This window comes from Gordonia sp. NB41Y, assembly GCF_030718915.1.
Lineage (GTDB): Bacteria > Actinomycetota > Actinomycetes > Mycobacteriales > Mycobacteriaceae > Gordonia > Gordonia desulfuricans.
In genome coordinates, this window is record NZ_CP132196.1 from 3,222,730 (window position 1) to 3,240,834 (window position 18,105).

Consider the following 18,105-nt stretch of genomic DNA (forward strand, 5'->3'; position numbering starts at 1 on the left):
TTTTGGTGATGGAGATGGCGAGATGCAGGTGGAGAAGTCAGTCGAGTGATGAAACCGTGATGGTCTGACTCATCGAGTGGGTGGTCTGGCCGGGTACCTCGACCACGTCCGGTCCCGCATTCGCGGCCTCGACACACACGAACCCGCGCCAATGCGGGCCGACGTCGGCCATCCCCGAGGCCACCGCCTCGCCCGGATTCCACACCACCGCCGACCGCGCCCCCTGTGTGACGATCTCGATCCGACGTCCGAGCCCGGGATCGACGAGGAGATACCGTCCGCCGGCACCGGGATAGATCCGGTCACTGCGGGCGGGATCGGCCGGGAGCCGCCAGTCGCCGTCCTGCTCGTGGGCAACCATGTCGTCGAACTTGTCCAGGTAGGTCAGACCGGCGAGCCCGTCCACGTGGACTGCGGTGGCATCGGAGACGCGGAAGTAGTTGTGCAACGCCTCGGTGAGGCGGACCGGCCGGGTCCCCGGATTGGTGGTGGACAGCGTCTGTTCGAGCGATGACCCGATGCGCAGCGTCATCCGGAGCCGGAGGTCCAGATGGTCGAGGCCCTCGGGTGCCAGATGTACCTCCACGTCTCCGCCGTCGAGAACTCCGCCGCCCGTCACCGTCCACCTGGCGGTCCGCGCATAACCGTGTGACGGCACATCGCCGGTCAGCCCCTCCTTGCCGAAATACGGCCAGCAGACCGGGGTACCACCGCGGATCGGGGTGGGCGGCGCCTTGACGAGCGGCGACACCCAGAACACGTCCACCGCACCGGTGGGGACGAACGACAACACATGCCCGCCGAACAGGGAGACGGCCGCCCGGGCCTGGGGGGTCTCGACGATGATCGCCTCGAGGCCCTGGTGGGTTCCGATGCTGACGCCGGGGATCTGATCGAAGTCGCTCACCCCATGAGCCTGGCACACGACGGTCACTCGTCGATATCCACCTGATATGCCCGTGCCAGTGCCGCCAGTCCGTCGTCCCACCCCTGCCCGACGGCACGCATCTTCCATCGTGTGGACCCATCCGGATGTGTGAGTTGGTAGATCTCGAGCAATACCACCGCCCGGACCGACGGTTCGAGGCGTGGGACGAAGCCCCATGCTCCGGTGCGGCTTCGCATGGTGACCGCCGCTTGGGTCAGAGCGGAGAACGTCAGTCCCGCTGCGACATCCATGTTCGCGCTGACCACCACCTTGCGTACCGACGGTCGAAGTGCGCGAGGATGGATCACGGCGGACTCTGCGGTGGTGTCGCCCACGAACTTGCCCAGAAGGCGTGCGGTGCCGTCGGCAGCGCTGGGGTTGTTGTAGAAGACGAAGTCGTCATCGGTTGCGACACTGTCGAACTCGTCGACGAGAAGGAGAGACAGATCCGCGTCGGCGCCGCCGGATCGAAACTCCACGTGAAGCTCGAACTGTGCGTCCTCGGGGAGGTCGATACTCTCCCCACTACGCAGCGATTGGCAAGGCGGCGTCTGCGCGGAGGGCGCAGGCGGTGCCGACGGAGCGTTGTGCGGGGCTGTTCGAGCTGCCAGCCATTCGGCAAATCCGATGGGCGCATAGGGATCGGCGTCGGACAGACCTCCGAGTTGTTCCGAGGTACCGCTGAGCTCGGCATCGATCCGCCCGAGGACCGAGTCCGGCTCGTCCACGCAGTCGGCCACCAGGGCTGCGAGCGCCGGTATGTCGGTGAGGTCGAGTGGCCGGACGACACTGGAGATGTTGCCCGATGCGGTTGCCCGGATACTGCATCGGACGTCCGAACCGATATCGAGGATGCGCCAGGCGTCCTCGGCGGTCCGCCACGGGCGAGCCGCCATCGCCGATCTCGACCAGGTGCCGTAGGCGACCACTCCAAGGCGTTGCGTGTCGGGCATCCGGGTGACCACCGCGGCCGAGACCGCATCGATGGAGGGTGCCGTCGCGAGCCCTTCGAGCACTGCGGCGGCCAGATTCGACGCCAAGATGTGCAGCCACCAGCGCATGCGGTCCCGTTTCGGCATCGCCTTCAGCGTGGGGCGACCCGCCGGTGACGTGGCAGGCATCTGCGTCGGCAGGGTGTCGAGATCCGGGAGCCGCATGAGGATCGACAATGTGGTCCCCTGGACGCCGACAGCGCACCCGGCGGCCGGATTGTCTGCGAACGCGATGTTGACCGCTTCACACACCGTCGATTCATCGTTGTGGCACAAGGCCTCCCACCATTGTCCCGCCGCTGACTGCAGGGACTGGTGGATGGCCTCGCGTCGCTGGGTCTCTGCGGCGAGGTAGTCCTGGGCGGCTTCGCGTGCGCGGTCACGTGCCTGCGCTCGTGCGGTCCGGGCGAGTCGGCTGACGCCGGCGGTGAAGTGCGCCTGGGCCTGAGCCTGTGCCCCGGCGAACCCTATCGGCGGTGGTGGGGGCAGAACCGGATGAACAGACTGCCGGAATGGTTCCAGGTGTGCCGTCGTGGAATCGACCCGCATCCGGGTCAGTTCGCGAATGGCGGCATCACGGTCACTCTCCCGCTGGGCGCGCTCGGCGGCGCGTTGTGCGGCAGCCAACTGCGAGGGCGACGGACCCGTCGACCGCGACGTCCGGCGGACCGTCGTCCGCCGCCGCCCGGACGCCGGAAGCAGTGCGGTGGAGGCAAAGAACGGGCCCAGTCCGGTCGACAGGGTGGTACGTCCGCCGCCGACGTGTATCCGCGCTGCACGCGGACCCACCGATGTCCGTACCCCTCGGGTCGACACGCGGACCCGCATACCCGGAACCCCGACCCTGAACCCCATTGCCACATCGAGCAGCGTAGACGCGAGGAGTGGTCGGATGGGGGTTTCATGCGATCAGCGGCGTCGTCGGGGCCGAGCACTATCCGGCCCCTTCCACCTCTTCCACCACCGGCGACATCGCCACGACCACCGCGCCCACCACCGCGGCGACGAACGCGATGGCCGCCGGGATCTGCCATCCGGCGCGGGTGGTGTCGCCGAGCAGCGCGATTCCCACGACGCCGGGGATCACGGTCTCACCCACGACGAGCGACGCCGACGCCGCACTCACCGACCCGGTCTGCAGGGCCACGGTGAACATGTAGAAGCCGCCCGGTCCGCACACCAGGATGGCCCAGAACGCCGGATCGCCGATCAGCGTGCCGACGTCGAACGGGTCGAGTCCGCCGACGATGCGCACGGCGACGGCGAGCACCCCGAACAGCACGCCACCGGTCAGTCCGGCCAGGACGGCGACCCGTGACCGCAGGCGCACCAGCACGAGTGCGCCGATCACCAGCAGGCCCAGTCCGACGCCGAGGACCGCCCAGTGCATCCACCGGTCGTCGACATGCCCCTCATCTCCTGCGGCCACGCCGAGCACCACGAGGGCCGCGACCACCACGCCGATCGCGACCCAGTCGCGCATCGCAAGTCGGGCGTGTAGGAACAGCACCGCGAGCACCACGGTCACGACGAGATTGGCACTCACGATCGGTTGGGCGAGAAACAGCGGGAGCAGACGCGCCGCCACCATGTTGCCCAGGAAGCCCACACCGTCGAGAAGCAGTCCGGCGAGGTAGGAGACGGTCAGTACCGCGGCGACGGTCGACCGCAGGGTGGGAGCCGAACCGCTTGCCGGGCCGACGGTTTCACTGCAGACGCGCTGCGCTCCGCGCGCCTGCAGGACCGATGCGGCCCCATAGCCCAGGGCGGCGAGGACGGCGGCCGCGATACCCAGGAACATGACGTCAGTGCGCGGCGGCGTCGGACTTCTTGCGCTTCGGGATGAAGTGCATGATCAGCACCACGATCGCGCCGACGATCAGGCCGACCACCGCCGAGACGACGGTGCCCGCCGTCCACGACAGGACGCCCCCGAACCAGCCGTGGACGAGTTCACCGAACCAGTGCTCGAGGTCATGCAGATGGTCGGCGGGCCAATGGAATCCGGCCTCGCCCAGGTTGGCCAGCAGGATGTGGCCACCGACCCACAGCATGGCGGCGATACCGACGACGGTCAGCGTCGACATCACCTTGGGCATCGCGCGGACCAGGCCACGTCCCACGGTTTGACTGAACGCCGAATCCCGTTCGGCGAGAGCCAGTCCCACATCGTCCATCTTGACGATCACCGCCACCACGCCGTAGACGAGTGCGGTGATGACGAAGGCCACGACGACGAGGACACCCAGGCGTATGAAGAACGGCTCGTCCTCGACCGAGGCGAGCGAGATGATCATGATCTCGGCCGAGAGGATCAGGTCGGTCCGGATGGCGCCGCTGACCATCGACTTCTCGAATTCGGGACCGCGTTCGCCGGTGTCCTCGGCCTCCTCGTGATGTCCGGTGACGGCCTCGTAGACCTTCTCGGCGCCCTCATAGGAGAGGTACAGACCACCGGCGATCAGCAGATAGGGGAGGGCTCCGGGCAGGAACTGACTGAGCAGCAGCGCCACCGGGAGGATGATCAGCAGTTTGTTGCGGATCGATCCGAGAGAGATCTTCCAGATGATCGGCAACTCGCGGTCCGGGGTGAACCCGTGCACGTAGCGAGGGGTCACGGCCGCATCGTCGACGACGACCCCGGTCGCCTTGATACTGGCCTTGCCGGCCGCAGCGCCGATGTCGTCGATGCTCGCGGCCGCGGCTTTGGTGATCGCAGCGACGTCGTCCAACAGGGCGACGAGACCTCCGGCCACGCGAACCTCCTCGGAGTCGATGGGTGTGTTCGCGTCGAACGATACGTGGTCTGCGCCGGTCTGCGGTGTGTGACTGCGGCCGGGAACTGCCCGTTCGCCGGGCCGTTGTGCGTCGCGCGTCGAGGTGCTCAGACCATCGCACGCCGGTTCCCGTGAGCCGCCGCAGTCGGGAACCGGCGCGCGATGCCCACCTATTCGGTGGTGATCCGGGCGTCGGTGGCCGCGAGGACATCCCCTCGCGAGACACCCGGGGCCAACTCGCGAAGGGCGAGCGTTCCGTCGCCGACCACGTCGAGCACGGCGAGGTTGGTGATCACCCGGTCCACCACACCGGCGCCGGTGAGCGGCAGGGTGCAGGTCTCGACGAGTTTGGGGTTGCCCGCGCGATCGGTGTGTTCCATCAGCACGATCACGCGGTCGGCCCCGTGGACCAGGTCCATGGCGCCGCCCATCCCCTTGACCATCTTGCCGGGGACCATCCAGTTCGCCAGGTCGCCCCGCCCCGAGACCTGCATGCCGCCGAGAACGGCGGTGCCGATGTGGCCGCCGCGGATCATGCCGAACGACGTCGCCGAATCGAAGAACGCGGCACCGGGATTGACGGTGACGGTCTCCTTACCGGCATTGATCAGGTCGGCGTCGACATCGTCGACCGACGGGTATGCGCCGGTGCCGAGGATGCCGTTCTCCGAGTGCAGGGTGACGTGTACGCCGGCGGAGAGATGATCGGGGATCAGCGTCGGCAGCCCGATCCCGAGGTTCACGTACTGGCCGTCCACCATCTCCGCGGCGGCGCGGGCCGCCATCTGGTTGCGGGTCCAGCCCACCTGGGCGGTGACGGGGGTCGTGGCGGTCACTGGCGGGCTCCTTCGGCGTCGCTGACGGTGAGCTTCTCGATGCGCTTGTCCTGCGGTCCGGTGTGCACGATCCGCTGGACGAAGATGCCCGGCAGGTGCACCGCGCCGGGATCGATCTCGCCCGGTTCGACGAGGTTCTCGACCTGCGCGATCGTGATCGTGCCCGCCATGGCGGCCAGCGGGTTGAAGTTCATCGCCGACTTCTCGAACACCAGATTGCCCGCGGTGTCGCCGAGCTTGGCGTGCACCAGCGCGAAGTCGGCGCGGATGCCCTCTTCCAGGACATAGGTGCGGCCGTTGAACTCGCGGGTCTCCTTCGGCGGCGACGCGATCTCCACCGTCGACCCGTCCGTCGAGTACTTCCACGGGATGCCGCCGTCGGCGACGGGAGTGGAGACCCCGGCCGGTGTGTAGAACGCCGGGATACCGACGCCACCGGCACGGAGCCGCTCGGCGAGCGTCCCCTGTGGGGTCAGCTCCACCTCGAGCTCACCCGACAGATACTGCCGCGCGAACTCCTTGTTCTCGCCCACATACGACGCCGTGACCCGACGGATCCGGCCCTGCGAGAGCAGGATGCCGAGACCGTGGTCGTCGACGCCGCAGTTGTTCGAGAAGACCTCGAGGCCGGTGGACGCGGTCGCGGCGATCGCCTCGATCAGCGCATCGGGAATCCCGCACAATCCGAATCCACCGACGGCCAACGTCGCCCCGCTACCGATGTCGGCCACGGCCTCGGCCGCAGAGGAGAAGACCTTCGACATGTTCTCACCGCCTGATACTCGTTCATTGAACGGACGCATCCAGTGTGTGTCCGTTGGAGTGAGACCGAGTCTGCACGACAGAACGATGCTGGTGGAAGCCTTTGAGGGGCTCCCAGACAAGCTGCTCGGAGAATGATCGAACCCCTTATATGCGTTCACTCAGTGAACTAACCTCGAACCATGGAGACCTCGCCGGCAACCGGTGTCATCGAACGCGCCGCCGCGGTCCTGCGCGCGGTGAGCGCCCGGGCATCGGCCGGTGCGTCCACCACGGAAATCGCGCGGACGGTGGATCTCGCCCGGCCCACGGTGCACCGGCTGCTGACGACGATGGCCGACGAGGGCTGGGTGGACCGGGATGCCCGCTCGGGGCGCTGGACGCTGGGGCCGGAGCTGTACCTGCTCGGTGCGGGTGCCGCCGCACGCTATGACATCGTCGACCACGCCCGCGACATCGTCGACCACCTGGCGCGGGAATCGGGGGAGAGCGCCTTCCTCTCGGCCCGCCGGGGGGACGAGACCGTGTGCATCCACTCCCAGGAGGGCAGCTTTCCGCTGCGCTCCCATGTCCTGCACGTCGGGCTCCGTCTGCCGCTGGGTGTGGCCTCGGCCGGGCTGGTCATCCTCGGCCATCTGCCCGATCGGGAGATCGACGAGTACCTCGACCGTGTGTCGCTCGAGGGTCGCTGGGGTCCCGAGCACTCCGGCGACGGAATCCGGGAGCGCATCGCACAGACGCGTGAGACCGGGTACGCCACCAACCCGGCATTGCTCGTCGAGGGCAGTTGGGGCATGGGCGCGGCGGTCTTCGACGGACGCGACCGGCCGACGTGGGCGCTGAGCCTGACCGGGGTGGAGACCCGGTTCAGGCCGGATCGTCGGATCGAACTGGGACAACTCCTGCTCGAGCAGGCGCATCGGTTGACAGTGCGATTGCGGTAGGCGCCGTCGCATACTCGCCCCGGAGTGCGGGCGTACCCGAATCGTGCACCGTTCGCTATCGTCGACCCAGCATCGGCGGTCAGCGTGCCGCCGCACCGACCAGGTTGGGGGACCGATGACCGAGCGCGCCGCGTCCGACCCGCGGGCTGCGGTGGAGCCGCGCAATCTGGTGATCTGTCTCGACGGCACCACCAACGAGCCCGAGACCGGATTCACCAACGTGGCGCGCCTGTTCGACGTGTGCGTCAAAGACGACACACAGCTGGTCTACTACGACCCGGGGGTGGGGACGATGGGGTCGCGGGCCGCGGTCACCCAGATCGGGCGGGCCGCAACCCGATTCGGTGGCATGGTAGCCGGATACGGTATCCGCGACAACATCGAGGAGGCGTACGGGTGGTTGTGCACCCGGTACCGGCCCGGTGATCAGATCTACGTCTTCGGGTTCTCCCGCGGCGCCTACACGGCCCGTGCCCTGACCGGAATGCTGCGCACCGTCGGACTCCTCCACCCGGACGCACTCAACCTCGTCCCCTACGCCCTGAAGCTGTACACCACACGCGGTCCGGAGGACGTCCCGGCGGCTCCCGACGAGCCGAAACCCGCGGCTGTGCAGGAGTACTGGCGTCTCCGGAACGACTTCCGCACCAAGTTCGGCAATCCGGACTTCCCGGTGCCGTTCCGCCGTACCAAACAGGTCCGCTTCCTGGGTGTGTGGGACACCGTGAAGTCGGTCGGCTGGCTCAACCTCCGGGCCCGCGTCGAGATCGCGCGGTGGCCGTTCACCGCCAACATCGACAACGTCGAGACCGCCCGGCACGCACTGGCACTCGACGAACGCCGACGCCCCTTTGCCGAATACCGCTTCGCCGGTGAGAAACTCGACCGGCGCGACGTCCAGGAGATGTGGTTCGCCGGGGTTCACGGCGACATCGGCGGCTCCTGCCGCCCGGACAGCCGACTGCCCGACGTCGCGCTGTCGTGGATGGTCGACGAGGCACATGCCGCCGGAATCCGCATCAACCGCAAGGCATATCGGCGCAACCTCGACATCGGCTTCGGCACCCCGTTGCCCGACGACCGGGTGCTCGGCCCGATCGTCGGCAACAACGCCGTCTGGCGTCTGGCCCGGGGATGGCGCGACCGCGAGGTGCGGCACGACGATCTGATCCATCCCAGCGTTGCGCATCGGGTGCAGCACACCGCCGGTGACGCGAAGCCGTACCGTGCCCCGGTCAGGTCGGCCGAGGCAGGTCGATAGATCTCGTCGGCTGTTCGGCCCCGCCGAGCCGGCAAACGGGATGTCGGAGCGGCCGGTGAGTGGGGGCCCGACGGTGTGACCACTCACCGGGCGACCCCACCTGGGCTCACCTCAGCCGGCTCAATCCGATCGAGCCGAAGCCCACCACGTAGATCAGCGTCCACAACACCAGCCAGTCGATGAATCCGAGGGCGTTGCCGTACAGGCCGTCGGCGACCGCCGGTTCGTGTAGTACGTGTTGGGCGGCGAAGCGGTAGTACAGCAGGAACGTTCCGATTGCGAGGGCGAAGGTCAGGACCGCTCGGATCGGCGGGGCGAAACGGTTGCCGAAACCGTTGGCCCAGAAGATCATCCAGAACGCCCAGCAGACCCCGATCTGCGCCGGGAACTGATGGAGGACGCTGCCCAGCTCGGTGGTGGCGGTGGGACCGACCAGGAACTCGGCCAGCGGCACCATGATGAAGTAGATGCCGGTGCCGACGACGACGTTGCCGATGGTGGCGGCCAGCGCGGTCCGGCCACCGCCGCCGAACAGCTTCCACGGCCAGTTGTCCAGCGTCTGACCGGTCAGGATCACCGACACCACGATCGAGTAGAACCAGCCGAGTACGGTGTCCACCGACATCGGTGGATCGGCGATCGACGACGACACCGCGGGCAACCCGAGGACGACGTACAGGGCCAGTGTCGGGACCGCGACAAAGGCGATCTCGCACAGCCCGATCAGGGGTTGCTTCATCCCGAGCGCGGTCCACGGCCAGTGCTGCCAGTTGAGGACCACCATCACCCAGGTGCCGAACCCGAACAGGACGAACAGCGCCCCGGTGAAGTAGCCGAGGCCACCTTCTCGGGAGCCGGCGAAGTCGGGGAAGATCGCGCCCAGCCCGCTGCCGAGCAGCCAGGTCACCACCACGGCGAACACCGCGGTGCAGGCGAGGATCGCCAGGCCGCGAGCCGGTTGCCCCCACCGGTCGAAGCCGTGGAACTCGGCGTTGAAGCCGATGAAGACGATGAACAGGATGGCCCAGAACAACGCGGCGTTGAACGGCAGTGGATAGAAGTTCCACGGGCTGGTCGTGGGGTCCGCCAGCAGATACCAGGTGGCCAGCGACAGGGCCACCACGATGGCGATATTGGCCAGGCCGAACGCCACCCAACGGCTGTCGGCGGTGGTGGTTGCCGCCGATGGCGGTGCCACCTGCGTTTCGTCGGGCGGTTCGATACCGGTGGTTGCGGCCATGGCGGGACTCCTCGGGGGATCGCAGTCGATGATGCGCGCTCACTATGAGCTGACTCACACCGCGGGTGTCAGGGTTGCGAAGGGTTGCAACCGGCGACGGCGCCGGTACGCGCCGGCGGCTGCAACCTCCCACAACCCTTGGCTTCTGTGCTCCGGGTCACAACGATTGCTGCACATCGGTACCTGCCGACGAGAACAGGAGTCACAACGTCATGGACGCAATCACTTACGACACTGCCGGGCAAGCGATTCGATCGGCGGTGCGGGCATGAGCGTCGCACTCGTCACCGGAGGCGGTCAGGGAATCGGACGCGGGATCGCGCTGCGCCTGGCACGCGACGGACATGACATCGCGGTGGTCGACATCAACGAATCGACCATCGCGTCGGTCGTCGACGAGATCCACGAGATCGGTTCCAAGGCAGTGGGAATCGTCGCCGATGTGAGCGACCGCGACCAGGTGTTCGCGGCGGTCGATTCCGCGGCCGAGCAGCTCGGTGGTTTCGACGTGATGGTCAACAACGCCGGTATCGCACAGGTCGCCCCGATCGACGACGTGACACCGGCCGACGTCGACAAGATCTGGCGGATCAACGTCGACGGCGTCCTCTGGGGTATCCAGGCCGCGGCCGCCAAGTTCCGGGCGCTTGGATGCAAGGGCAAGATCATCAACGCGTCCTCGATCGCCGGCCACGACGGCTTCGCGATGCTCGGCGTCTACTGCGCCACCAAGTTCGCGGTCCGGGCACTCACCCAGGCTGCGGCCAAGGAGTATGCGGCACACGGGATCACCGTCAATGCCTACTGTCCGGGGGTGGTGGGCACCGACATGTGGGTGACCATCGACAAGCGTTTCGCCGAGCTGACCGGTGCCGCCGAGGGTGAGACCTACGACAAGTTCGTCGGCGGGATCGCCCTCGGCCGCGCCGAGACCCCCGACGACGTCGCCTCGCTGGTGTCGTATCTGTCCGGACCCGACTCCGATTACGTGACCGGACAGGCGATCCTGATCGATGGTGGCATGGTGTACCGCTGATTCCAGGAGGAGCGTAGCGACGAGGCGTGTCGAAACCTCCGCCGGCCGATCTGGGGAGGTGAGCATCTCGGAGGTGGTTGGGGACATTCTCGTCTCACCGGGTCTCGACTCGGGTCCTCGCCCTTGGGGCTCGGTCCCGGCTCAACCATCGGAAGTGGTGGCAGCAGTGGGTGGTTGAGCTGATGAGGAGCGTAGCGACGAGGCGTGTCGAAACCTCGGTTGGCCGGGTTCGGGTGGTGAGCACCTCGGAGGTGGTTGCGGACAGTGTCGGCTCACCGGGTCTCGACACGGGTCCTCGCCCTTGGGGCTCGGTCCCGGCTCGACCATCGTTGGGGGAGCGCTTTTTACGGTGGTTGAGCCGATGAGGAGCGTAGCGACGAGGCGTGTCGAAACCTCGGTGGGCCGAGTTTGGGTGGTGACCACTTCTGGGGTGGTTGCCGACATTGTCGGCTCGCGGGGTCTCGACTCGGGTCCTCGCCCTTGGGGCTCGGTCCCGGATCGACCATCCAAAGTGGTTGCGTCCGTTGTACGGTGGTTGAGCCGGTGAGGAGCGTAGCGACGAGGCGTGTCGAAACCTTGGTAGGCCGGGCTCGGGAGGTGACCACTTTGGAGGTGGTTGCTGACTTTGTCGGCTCGCGGGGTCTCGACACGGGTCCTCGCCTTGGCGGCTCGGTCCCGGCTCGACCATCGTAGGAAGTCGGGGGCTCGGTCCCGGTTCGACCATCGGAAGGGCGGCCGGATGCGGGGGTGACCACTCGACCGGTGAATGGGATCGGGGCGGACGGCGGTATGCCCCACACGCCGTCCGCCCCGATGTCTCACGACAGGTGCTCTCCGCAGGGAGAACACCCCAGAACTAGAGAACGATCGTGACGGTCTTGGGCTCGGTGTAGGCGAGGATTCCCTCGTAGCCGAGCTCACGACCGATGCCGCTGGACTTCACTCCGCCCCAGGGCAACTGCGGGGCCAACGGCGACCAGCCGTTGACACCGATGGCCCCGGACTCGATCTGGCCCGACACCGTATGTGCGCGAGACAGATCACGGGTCCAGATGGTGGCCGACAGCCCGTATTCGTTGTCGTTGGCCAACGCCACCGCCTGCTCGTCGGAGTCGAACGGGATCACGATGCCGACCGGGCCGAAGATCTCCTCGCGGGCGACGGTCATCTCGTTGGTCCCGGCGAACACCGTCGGCTCCACGAAATACCCCGGAACGTCGGGTACCGAACCGCCGGCGACCACCTGCGCACCCTCGTCGGCACCCTTCTTCAGGTACCCGGCGACCTTGTCGCGCTGGGACGCGTTGACCAGCGGGCCCATCGTGGTGGCCGGATCGAAGGGATCGCCCACCACCTGCGCCTGTGCGGCACCCTTGAGACCGTCGACCACGGCGTCATAGACCGAACGGTGCGCCAGGATGCGGGTACCCGCGGCACACACCTCACCCTGGTTCATGAACAACCCGATCGCGCAACCCTGGATGGCCGCTTCGAGATTCGCGTCCTCGAACACGATCTGCGGCGCCTTGCCGCCGAGTTCGAGGGCGGTGCGCTTGAACGTCGCCGCCGAGTTCTGCAGAATCCGGCGGCCGGTTGCGGTGGAACCGGTGAACGAGATCTTCTTGACGCCGGGATGCAGCGACAGCGCCTCACCGGCCACCGCACCACGGCCGGGCAGCACGTTGACGGTGCCGGCCGGGAAGCCGGCCTCGGCGACCAGCTCGGCGAACTTCAGGATCGACAGTGACGCGTCCTCGGCCGGCTTGATGATCACCGTGTTGCCGCAGGCGAGTGCCGGGCCCAGCTTCCATCCCAGGATCATCAGCGGTGCGTTCCACGGGATGATCGCCGCGACCACGCCCAGCGGCTCCCGCTTGGTGTAGGCATGCGTGGGGGCCATCCCCATGTAGCCGTCGTTGGTGATCAACTCACCGTTGATCTTGTCTGCCCACCCGGCGTAGTACCGGAGTGACCCGATCAGGTTGGGCACCATCATGGCCGCGCTCACCCCGACCGGACGCCCCATGTCGATCGATTCCAGCGCGGCGAGCTCGTCGAGATCGCGCTCCACCAGATCGGCGAGCTTGTTGATCAGTGCGCCCTTGGCCGACGGTGCCGTGGCACCCCACTCACCACGGAAGGCTGCGGTGGCCGCGGCGACCGCGGCGTCGACGTCGGCGGTGCTCGCCGCACCCAACTCCACCAGCGGTGCGCCGGTGGCCGGGTTGTGGGTGGTGAAGGTGTCTTGGGCGGCAAGCCATTCGCCACCGATGAACAGGCCGGTCCGTACGCCTGAGATGTCGATCATGAACTGCTCCTCGATTCTGCCGGCGGGCTCAGCCGGCGATGATGATGTCGGCGGCACGTTCGGCGATCATCGCCGCCGGTGCGTTGGTGTTTCCGGTGGTGACGAACGGCATCACCGAGGCGTCGGCGATCATCAGGTTGTCCACCGCGTGGGCCTTCAGACCGGGGGTCACGACGGCATCGGCGTCGACACCCATCCGGCAGGTGCTGGTCTGGTGGTGGTAGGTGTTGACCGCTCGGCGCACCCAGGTGGCGATCGCCTCATCGCTGTCGTCCACGTCGGGACCGGGCAGCGCCTCGGAGGCACCCCACTCGTCGGCGAGTGCGCCCTGGCGGGCCACCTCGCGGCACTGGCGCACCGACGCCACCAGCGCAGCGAGGTCGCGCTCGTCGTCGAAGAGGTTGAAGTCGATCACCGGTTCGGCGTCCGGGGCCGTACTCGACAGCGTCACGGTGCCGGTGGACCGCGGCCGGATCAAGCCGGCATGAAGAGTGAATCCCGAAGCCGGACCGGTCATTCCCTGGTCGTAGTAGAACGGGATGCTGAAGTTGATCGGCTGGGTGTCGGGTACCGGCTGCGACGGATCGCTCTTCCAGAACCAGTGGGTCTGGGTGACCGGCTGGAACGGCTGTGGCGGATCGATCGGCTTCTCGGTGCCGAAGATCACCGGCACCAGGAAGTGATCCTGCAGGTTGCGACCCACCCCGGCCGCGTCGGCGACGACGTCGACGCCCAGCGACTCGAGCTCGGCGGCCGGGCCGATGCCGCTGCGCAACAGGATGGCCGGGGAGCCCAGGGCGCCGGCGGCCAAGACCACCTGGCCGGCGAGCAACTCGCGGCGGGATCCATCCGCACCGACCACCACCACACCGCGAACCGCACCGTCGGTGACGATCAGCGAGTCGATCAGCGAGTTCACCTCGAGGGTCAGCCGCGGATGGTCGAGCACCGGCCTCATGTACGCGGCCCATGTCGAAAGGCGCTTGCCGTCACGGAGATTCAGCTTCATCCGCGATGAACCCTCCTGGACGCCGGAGTTGTAGTCCGGGTTCAGCGGAAGGCCATGGGAGACGGCGGAATCCAGGATCGCCTGCTGGATCGGCGAGAGGGTGGGCTCGACGACATCCATGTGGCTGTCGGCGTCGACCGCCTCGAGTCGCTTGAAGATCGGCGCCACCGACTCCCAGTCCCAGCCGGTGTTGCCGGCCGCGGCCCACTGGTCGTAGTCCCACGGTGAACCGTGGACCCAGATGGTGCCGTTGAGCTGATTGGAGCCGCCGACCACCTTGCCGCGCGGGATGTGGAGTCGACGGTCCTGGGCATTACGTTGTGGCGCTGAGAAATAGCCCCAGTCCTCGGGGCCGAGCCACAGTTCGCCGACCCGCGACATGTCGTGGATGGCCGGATTGGTGTCGTGTCCGCCGGCCTCCACGAGGGTGACGGCCAGGCCGGCGTCGAGGAGGCGGCGGGTGATGATGGAACCGGCTGTGCCCGCGCCCAGCACGAGAACATCGGGAGTCTGCATGGATTCTCCTTAGCGGTCGGGGCATGCGCGGACGAGAAGACGCCGGTGGGCGCCGACCGGGGGTAACTGGCCACAAGACATCGACCACGCTGTCAGGTCTCGGGATGGCGGCATGAGTGCCGTGCTCTCACGCTATCGGCCGAAAACACCGGCGACCACTGGGTGTTACCAACGCCGCGATAGGGGAATCCTTTACCGCGCAGCGTCGTCGGGGCCGGCGAGCGGCAGCGTCACCGCGACCGTGGTGCCGCGGGGTTCGTTCGGGAGATACCGGATGGTCCCGCCGTGGCGTTCGACGATGTGCTCGGAGATGATCAAGCCGATCCCCGAACCGTCCTGCTTGGCGCTGAACGCGCCCGAGGCCAACCGGTCCGACGGCTGGGCGGACTGCATGCCACCGCCCTGGTCACGGATGTAGACCACGGCATTGCCGTCATCGACGTCGGTGGTCACCGACAACTCTTTGACCTCGGTGCCCGGTTTGGCGATCTCGTCGATGGCGTTGACGCAGATGTTGATGATCACCTGCCCGATCAGAACGCTCTCGCCCTCGATCAGCATGTCCCGGTCGAGGATGTCGGCGAAGACGCGTACGCCCTGCTCGGCGGCCCGAAGACGCACGAAATACAAACTCTCCTCGACCGTTTCGTTGAGATCCATCAGCGTCGAGGTGCTCTCGATCCGCCGCACATAGCGTTTCACCGAGCCCACGATGTCGGCGGCACGCTGCAACTGCTTCTCGATCTGGTCGATTCCGTAGGCCAGGCGTTGCGGATCGGGATCGTCCCCGCTCAGGCGGGCGCGCAGACCGCTGAGATAGTTGGTCGACGCGGCCAGGGGCTGGCCCAGCTCGTGGGCGAGGATCATCGCCATGTCGCCCATCGCGTTGTACCTGCTCAGGTACTGCAGGTTGGCCTCCTGATAGGCGTTTCGGCGTTCCCACTCGACCCGATCGGTGACATCACGCACGGTGAGCACCCGTGAACGCATTCCGTCGTGCGCGACGATCTCCAGCTCACCGGCCAACCACGACGTGGACCCGTCGGCCTTGGCGACCTCCTGCAGGATACTCACCGAGCCGTGCCCGCTGCCGAGCCTGCCGATCACGTGATCGCTGGCGAGACGGGGTTCGCACCGGCCCAGGTCCTCCAGGTACACCCCCGACAACTCGGCGGGGGTACGCCCGAACAACTGGGCGGCCAGAGGGGAGATGTCGTCGATGCAGTTGTCCTCGTCGAGCACCACCACACCGGCCGCAGTGTGGGTCATGATGCGTTGCAGCGACGCCGACACCCAGGTCAGCTCCTCCTGTAGCTCCACCTCTTCGTCGATGTTGCGGAACTCGACCATCACCACCGGTCCGTCCACGCAATGGACCAGTGTTGCCCGTGCATCGGTGAGGAATTCGGTGCCGTCCTTGGCACGGTATTTCCACTGCTTTCGGCTCGACCCGTGGACCACCGCCGACTGCAGCCACGCCACACCCACCTCGCGCCGGTATTGCCGCTCCTGCGCACTCATGTGGTGGGCCTTGAGCGGTTTCAGTTCCTCGATCGTGAACCCGAACATGCGGCAGGCGGCAGGATTGGCCCACAGGATGTTCTTCGACGCCGCCTCGTGGATGAGGATGCCGGTTCCGGTGTTGCGGATCATCTGTTCGAAGTCACGCCGCTCCGGGAACATCGCGTCTGACCTCCCATCTCGTCGCGGCCGAGGCCGACGACTAAAGGATCACTTACCCCCGGGGCAGATAATCCCGATACCGGTGGCCTCTGGATCTCCATAGTGTAGCGCTGGAGAGGAATTCCGAATCTGAACGGAGACAGTCAATGACCGCCGAGAGTATGACCGAGCGCGTGGTGGCCGAACCGGCGGGACCCGCCCGTGAGGCGGCATTCGCCCACGCGCTCGACGTCCTGCGGGATCGGCGTGACGAGTTCGAGGCGCAGCGCTACGTCTCCCGCGACTTCATCGCCCTGCTCAAGCGGGCCGGTATGTACCGGGCGTCCACGCCCACCGAGTTCGGTGGCGAGCCGATGGCGCCGGCCGACTTCATGTCGATGGTCGAGCAGATCTCGGCAGTCGATCCGGCCACCGGGTGGGTGGCGAGCTTCGGGTCGTCGCTGGTGTACTTCGCCGCGCTGCCGCCGGCCAGCCAGGCCACGATCTACGCGTCCGGTCCCGACGTCGCCTACGCCGGCGGCCTGTTCCCGATGCAGGAGGCCGAGAGGGTCGACGGCGGCTATGTGTGCACCGGTGTGTGGCAGTTCGCCTCCGGTTGTATGGGAGCCGACATCCTCGGGATCGGCCTCGCGGGTGGACCCGACACCGCGGGCAAGCCGCTGACCGCACTGGTCGATCCGGCCGACGTCGACATCGTGGAGAACTGGAATGTGGCCGGCATGAAGGCCACCGGTTCGCACTCGGTGCGAGCCGACAGGCTCTTCGTCCCCGACGAGATGGTGTTCGTGCGGGGCGGAACACCGCAGATCGACGAGCCCATCACCCGCTATCCGGGTCTGGCCTATGCGGCGCAGGTCCTCGCGGTGGTCACCCTCGGTGCCGCCCGCGGCGCCCTGGACTATGCCGTGGAGGTGGGTGCCGCCCGCACCTCGATCACCGGTGGACAGGTCAAGGGGAATCGGTCTTTCTACAAGACCGGCGTGGCGCGCGCCGAGGCCGAACTACGTTCGGCACGTGCGTTCTTCTACGACGCCACCACCGAGGTCTGGGACAAGGCGGTTGCCGGGCAACCGATCTCGTCCTCCGACACCGCGATGCTGCGCCTGGCCGCCACCCACGCCGCCCACGTCGGACGACGCGTTGCGCTCGACGTGTTCGACCTCGCCGGCACCGGTGCCATCTACGACACCCATCCGCTGCAGCGCTATCTGCAGGACGCGATGGTGCCGGCCCAGCACGCCATGCTGCAGACCGGCACCTACGAGGCGGCCGGTGCCGTCCTGCTCGGTCTCGACGCCGGCATCCCCAGTTTTCCGTGATCGGCGTTGCACCGCCCGATCTCCGACCGTCTCAGTCCCACCATCCAGGAGAGCCCCACTCATGACATCCGAACCGTTACGCACCCTGTTCTGCGTCGGCAACAACCAGAACTTCTTCGACCTGCCCAAGGCCGAGATCGGTCCGGTGTGGGAGGCCACCCAGGAGTTCCTCGGTGCCCTCAAGGCCATGGACGGTGTCGAGGTGATCGGCACGATGGACGACGACGCCCACATGGTCGGTCCGTCGGCGGGATGGCCTTGGACGTTCTATGTGCTCGCCGACGTGGTGGATCAGCCCACCGTCAAGGCGGCGTGCAATCTGTTGCGTACCACCATGGTCGGCGAGTACGCGCTGTGGAAGTACTTCACGATCGAGGCACGGATGGGCCGTGAACTGACGATTCGCGACGACGTCGAACTCTGACTGTCGAACCCTGACCGCCCAAGTCAGGCCCGTCGAATTCCAGAACCACACCCACGGAACGCAATTCCGG

Annotated in this window: 15 protein-coding genes; 5 read left to right on the forward strand and 10 right to left on the reverse strand. The window is 67.2% G+C overall.

All coding sequences use genetic code 11. The features are described from left to right. Nucleotides 1–37 precede the first annotated feature (37 nt). From Q9K23_RS13905 to Q9K23_RS13930, 6 genes are all read right to left on the reverse strand, one after another. The gene (locus Q9K23_RS13905; RefSeq protein ID WP_020790724.1) at nucleotides 38–907 is read right to left on the reverse strand and encodes a D-hexose-6-phosphate mutarotase; all 870 of its coding nucleotides are present in this window, start codon (nucleotides 905–907) and stop codon (nucleotides 38–40) included. 23 nt (nucleotides 908–930) lie between these two features. Further along, on the reverse strand, nucleotides 931–2,709 hold the full coding sequence (locus tag Q9K23_RS13910; protein WP_305950161.1) for a TerD family protein: 1,779 nt from the start codon (nucleotides 2,707–2,709) through the stop codon (nucleotides 931–933). Nucleotides 2,710–2,854: 145 nt separating this feature from the next. Next, the gene (locus Q9K23_RS13915) at nucleotides 2,855–3,721 is read right to left on the reverse strand and encodes a hypothetical protein (protein WP_020794416.1); all 867 of its coding nucleotides are present in this window, start codon (nucleotides 3,719–3,721) and stop codon (nucleotides 2,855–2,857) included. Between the two features lie 4 nt (nucleotides 3,722–3,725). Then, nucleotides 3,726–4,676 carry a DUF808 domain-containing protein gene (locus tag Q9K23_RS13920; RefSeq protein WP_053776578.1) on the reverse strand — a complete coding sequence of 317 codons (951 nt, stop codon included), beginning with the start codon at nucleotides 4,674–4,676 and terminating at the stop codon, nucleotides 3,726–3,728. 191 nt (nucleotides 4,677–4,867) lie between these two features. Beyond that, nucleotides 4,868–5,482, reverse strand: coding sequence for a 3-oxoacid CoA-transferase subunit B (locus Q9K23_RS13925; RefSeq protein ID WP_053776608.1), 615 nt, complete (start codon nucleotides 5,480–5,482; stop codon nucleotides 4,868–4,870). Between the two features lie 47 nt (nucleotides 5,483–5,529). Beyond that, complete coding sequence (locus tag Q9K23_RS13930; RefSeq protein WP_053776577.1) at nucleotides 5,530–6,297, reverse strand: CoA transferase subunit A; 768 nt, start codon at nucleotides 6,295–6,297, stop codon at nucleotides 5,530–5,532. Nucleotides 6,298–6,477: 180 nt separating this feature from the next. Between Q9K23_RS13930 and Q9K23_RS13935 the strand changes: the two genes are divergently transcribed. Further along, a complete protein-coding gene (locus Q9K23_RS13935) occupies nucleotides 6,478–7,239 on the forward strand; it encodes an IclR family transcriptional regulator (RefSeq protein ID WP_020790573.1) in 762 nt (253 codons plus the stop codon). A 115-nt stretch (nucleotides 7,240–7,354) separates the two neighbouring features. Beyond that, nucleotides 7,355–8,500 (forward strand): DUF2235 domain-containing protein, encoded by a 1,146-nt coding sequence (locus tag Q9K23_RS13940; RefSeq protein WP_053776576.1) that lies wholly within the window; start codon nucleotides 7,355–7,357, stop codon nucleotides 8,498–8,500. A gap of 106 nt (nucleotides 8,501–8,606) precedes the next feature. Here Q9K23_RS13940 and Q9K23_RS13945 read toward each other — a convergent pair whose 3' ends face one another. After that, nucleotides 8,607–9,740, reverse strand: coding sequence for a hypothetical protein (locus tag Q9K23_RS13945; protein WP_020790574.1), 1,134 nt, complete (start codon nucleotides 9,738–9,740; stop codon nucleotides 8,607–8,609). 268 nt (nucleotides 9,741–10,008) lie between these two features. Here Q9K23_RS13945 and Q9K23_RS13950 point away from each other — a divergent pair, with 268 nt between their 5' ends. Next, a complete protein-coding gene (locus Q9K23_RS13950; protein WP_020790575.1) occupies nucleotides 10,009–10,776 on the forward strand; it encodes an acetoin reductase in 768 nt (255 codons plus the stop codon). A gap of 856 nt (nucleotides 10,777–11,632) precedes the next feature. Here Q9K23_RS13950 and Q9K23_RS13955 read toward each other — a convergent pair. The 3 genes from Q9K23_RS13955 to Q9K23_RS13965 all read right to left on the reverse strand — a co-directional run bounded on the left by Q9K23_RS13955 (nucleotide 11,633) and on the right by Q9K23_RS13965 (nucleotide 16,292). After that, complete coding sequence (locus tag Q9K23_RS13955; RefSeq protein ID WP_020790582.1) at nucleotides 11,633–13,084, reverse strand: aldehyde dehydrogenase family protein; 1,452 nt, start codon at nucleotides 13,082–13,084, stop codon at nucleotides 11,633–11,635. A 28-nt stretch (nucleotides 13,085–13,112) separates the two neighbouring features. Beyond that, complete coding sequence (locus Q9K23_RS13960; RefSeq protein WP_053776575.1) at nucleotides 13,113–14,609, reverse strand: GMC oxidoreductase; 1,497 nt, start codon at nucleotides 14,607–14,609, stop codon at nucleotides 13,113–13,115. 192 nt (nucleotides 14,610–14,801) lie between these two features. Continuing rightward, nucleotides 14,802–16,292, reverse strand: coding sequence for a PAS domain S-box protein (locus Q9K23_RS13965; RefSeq protein WP_020789806.1), 1,491 nt, complete (start codon nucleotides 16,290–16,292; stop codon nucleotides 14,802–14,804). A gap of 146 nt (nucleotides 16,293–16,438) precedes the next feature. On the opposite strand from Q9K23_RS13965, the gene Q9K23_RS13970 reads away from it, so the two are divergent. Then, nucleotides 16,439–17,611 (forward strand): acyl-CoA dehydrogenase family protein, encoded by a 1,173-nt coding sequence (locus tag Q9K23_RS13970; protein WP_020789804.1) that lies wholly within the window; start codon nucleotides 16,439–16,441, stop codon nucleotides 17,609–17,611. Nucleotides 17,612–17,672: 61 nt separating this feature from the next. Then, nucleotides 17,673–18,035, forward strand: coding sequence for a hypothetical protein (locus Q9K23_RS13975; protein WP_020789808.1), 363 nt, complete (start codon nucleotides 17,673–17,675; stop codon nucleotides 18,033–18,035). The last annotated feature ends 70 nt before the right edge of the window (nucleotides 18,036–18,105 follow it).

Coding starts and splice junctions, on each gene's coding strand:
- Q9K23_RS13915 (WP_020794416.1), bottom strand. CDS start 3,721: ATGTTCCTGGGTATCGCGGCCGCCGTCCTCGCCGCCCTGGGCTATGGG.
- Q9K23_RS13925 (WP_053776608.1), bottom strand. CDS start 5,482: ATGGCGGCCCGCGCCGCCGCGGAGATGGTGGACGGCCAGTACGTGAAC.
- Q9K23_RS13930 (WP_053776577.1), bottom strand. CDS start 6,297: ATGTCGAAGGTCTTCTCCTCTGCGGCCGAGGCCGTGGCCGACATCGGT.
- Q9K23_RS13935 (WP_020790573.1), top strand. CDS start 6,478: ATGGAGACCTCGCCGGCAACCGGTGTCATCGAACGCGCCGCCGCGGTC.
- Q9K23_RS13940 (WP_053776576.1), top strand. CDS start 7,355: ATGACCGAGCGCGCCGCGTCCGACCCGCGGGCTGCGGTGGAGCCGCGC.
- Q9K23_RS13945 (WP_020790574.1), bottom strand. CDS start 9,740: ATGGCCGCAACCACCGGTATCGAACCGCCCGACGAAACGCAGGTGGCA.
- Q9K23_RS13950 (WP_020790575.1), top strand. CDS start 10,009: ATGAGCGTCGCACTCGTCACCGGAGGCGGTCAGGGAATCGGACGCGGG.
- Q9K23_RS13955 (WP_020790582.1), bottom strand. CDS start 13,084: ATGATCGACATCTCAGGCGTACGGACCGGCCTGTTCATCGGTGGCGAA.
- Q9K23_RS13960 (WP_053776575.1), bottom strand. CDS start 14,609: ATGCAGACTCCCGATGTTCTCGTGCTGGGCGCGGGCACAGCCGGTTCC.
- Q9K23_RS13965 (WP_020789806.1), bottom strand. CDS start 16,292: ATGTTCCCGGAGCGGCGTGACTTCGAACAGATGATCCGCAACACCGGA.
- Q9K23_RS13970 (WP_020789804.1), top strand. CDS start 16,439: ATGACCGCCGAGAGTATGACCGAGCGCGTGGTGGCCGAACCGGCGGGA.
- Q9K23_RS13975 (WP_020789808.1), top strand. CDS start 17,673: ATGACATCCGAACCGTTACGCACCCTGTTCTGCGTCGGCAACAACCAG.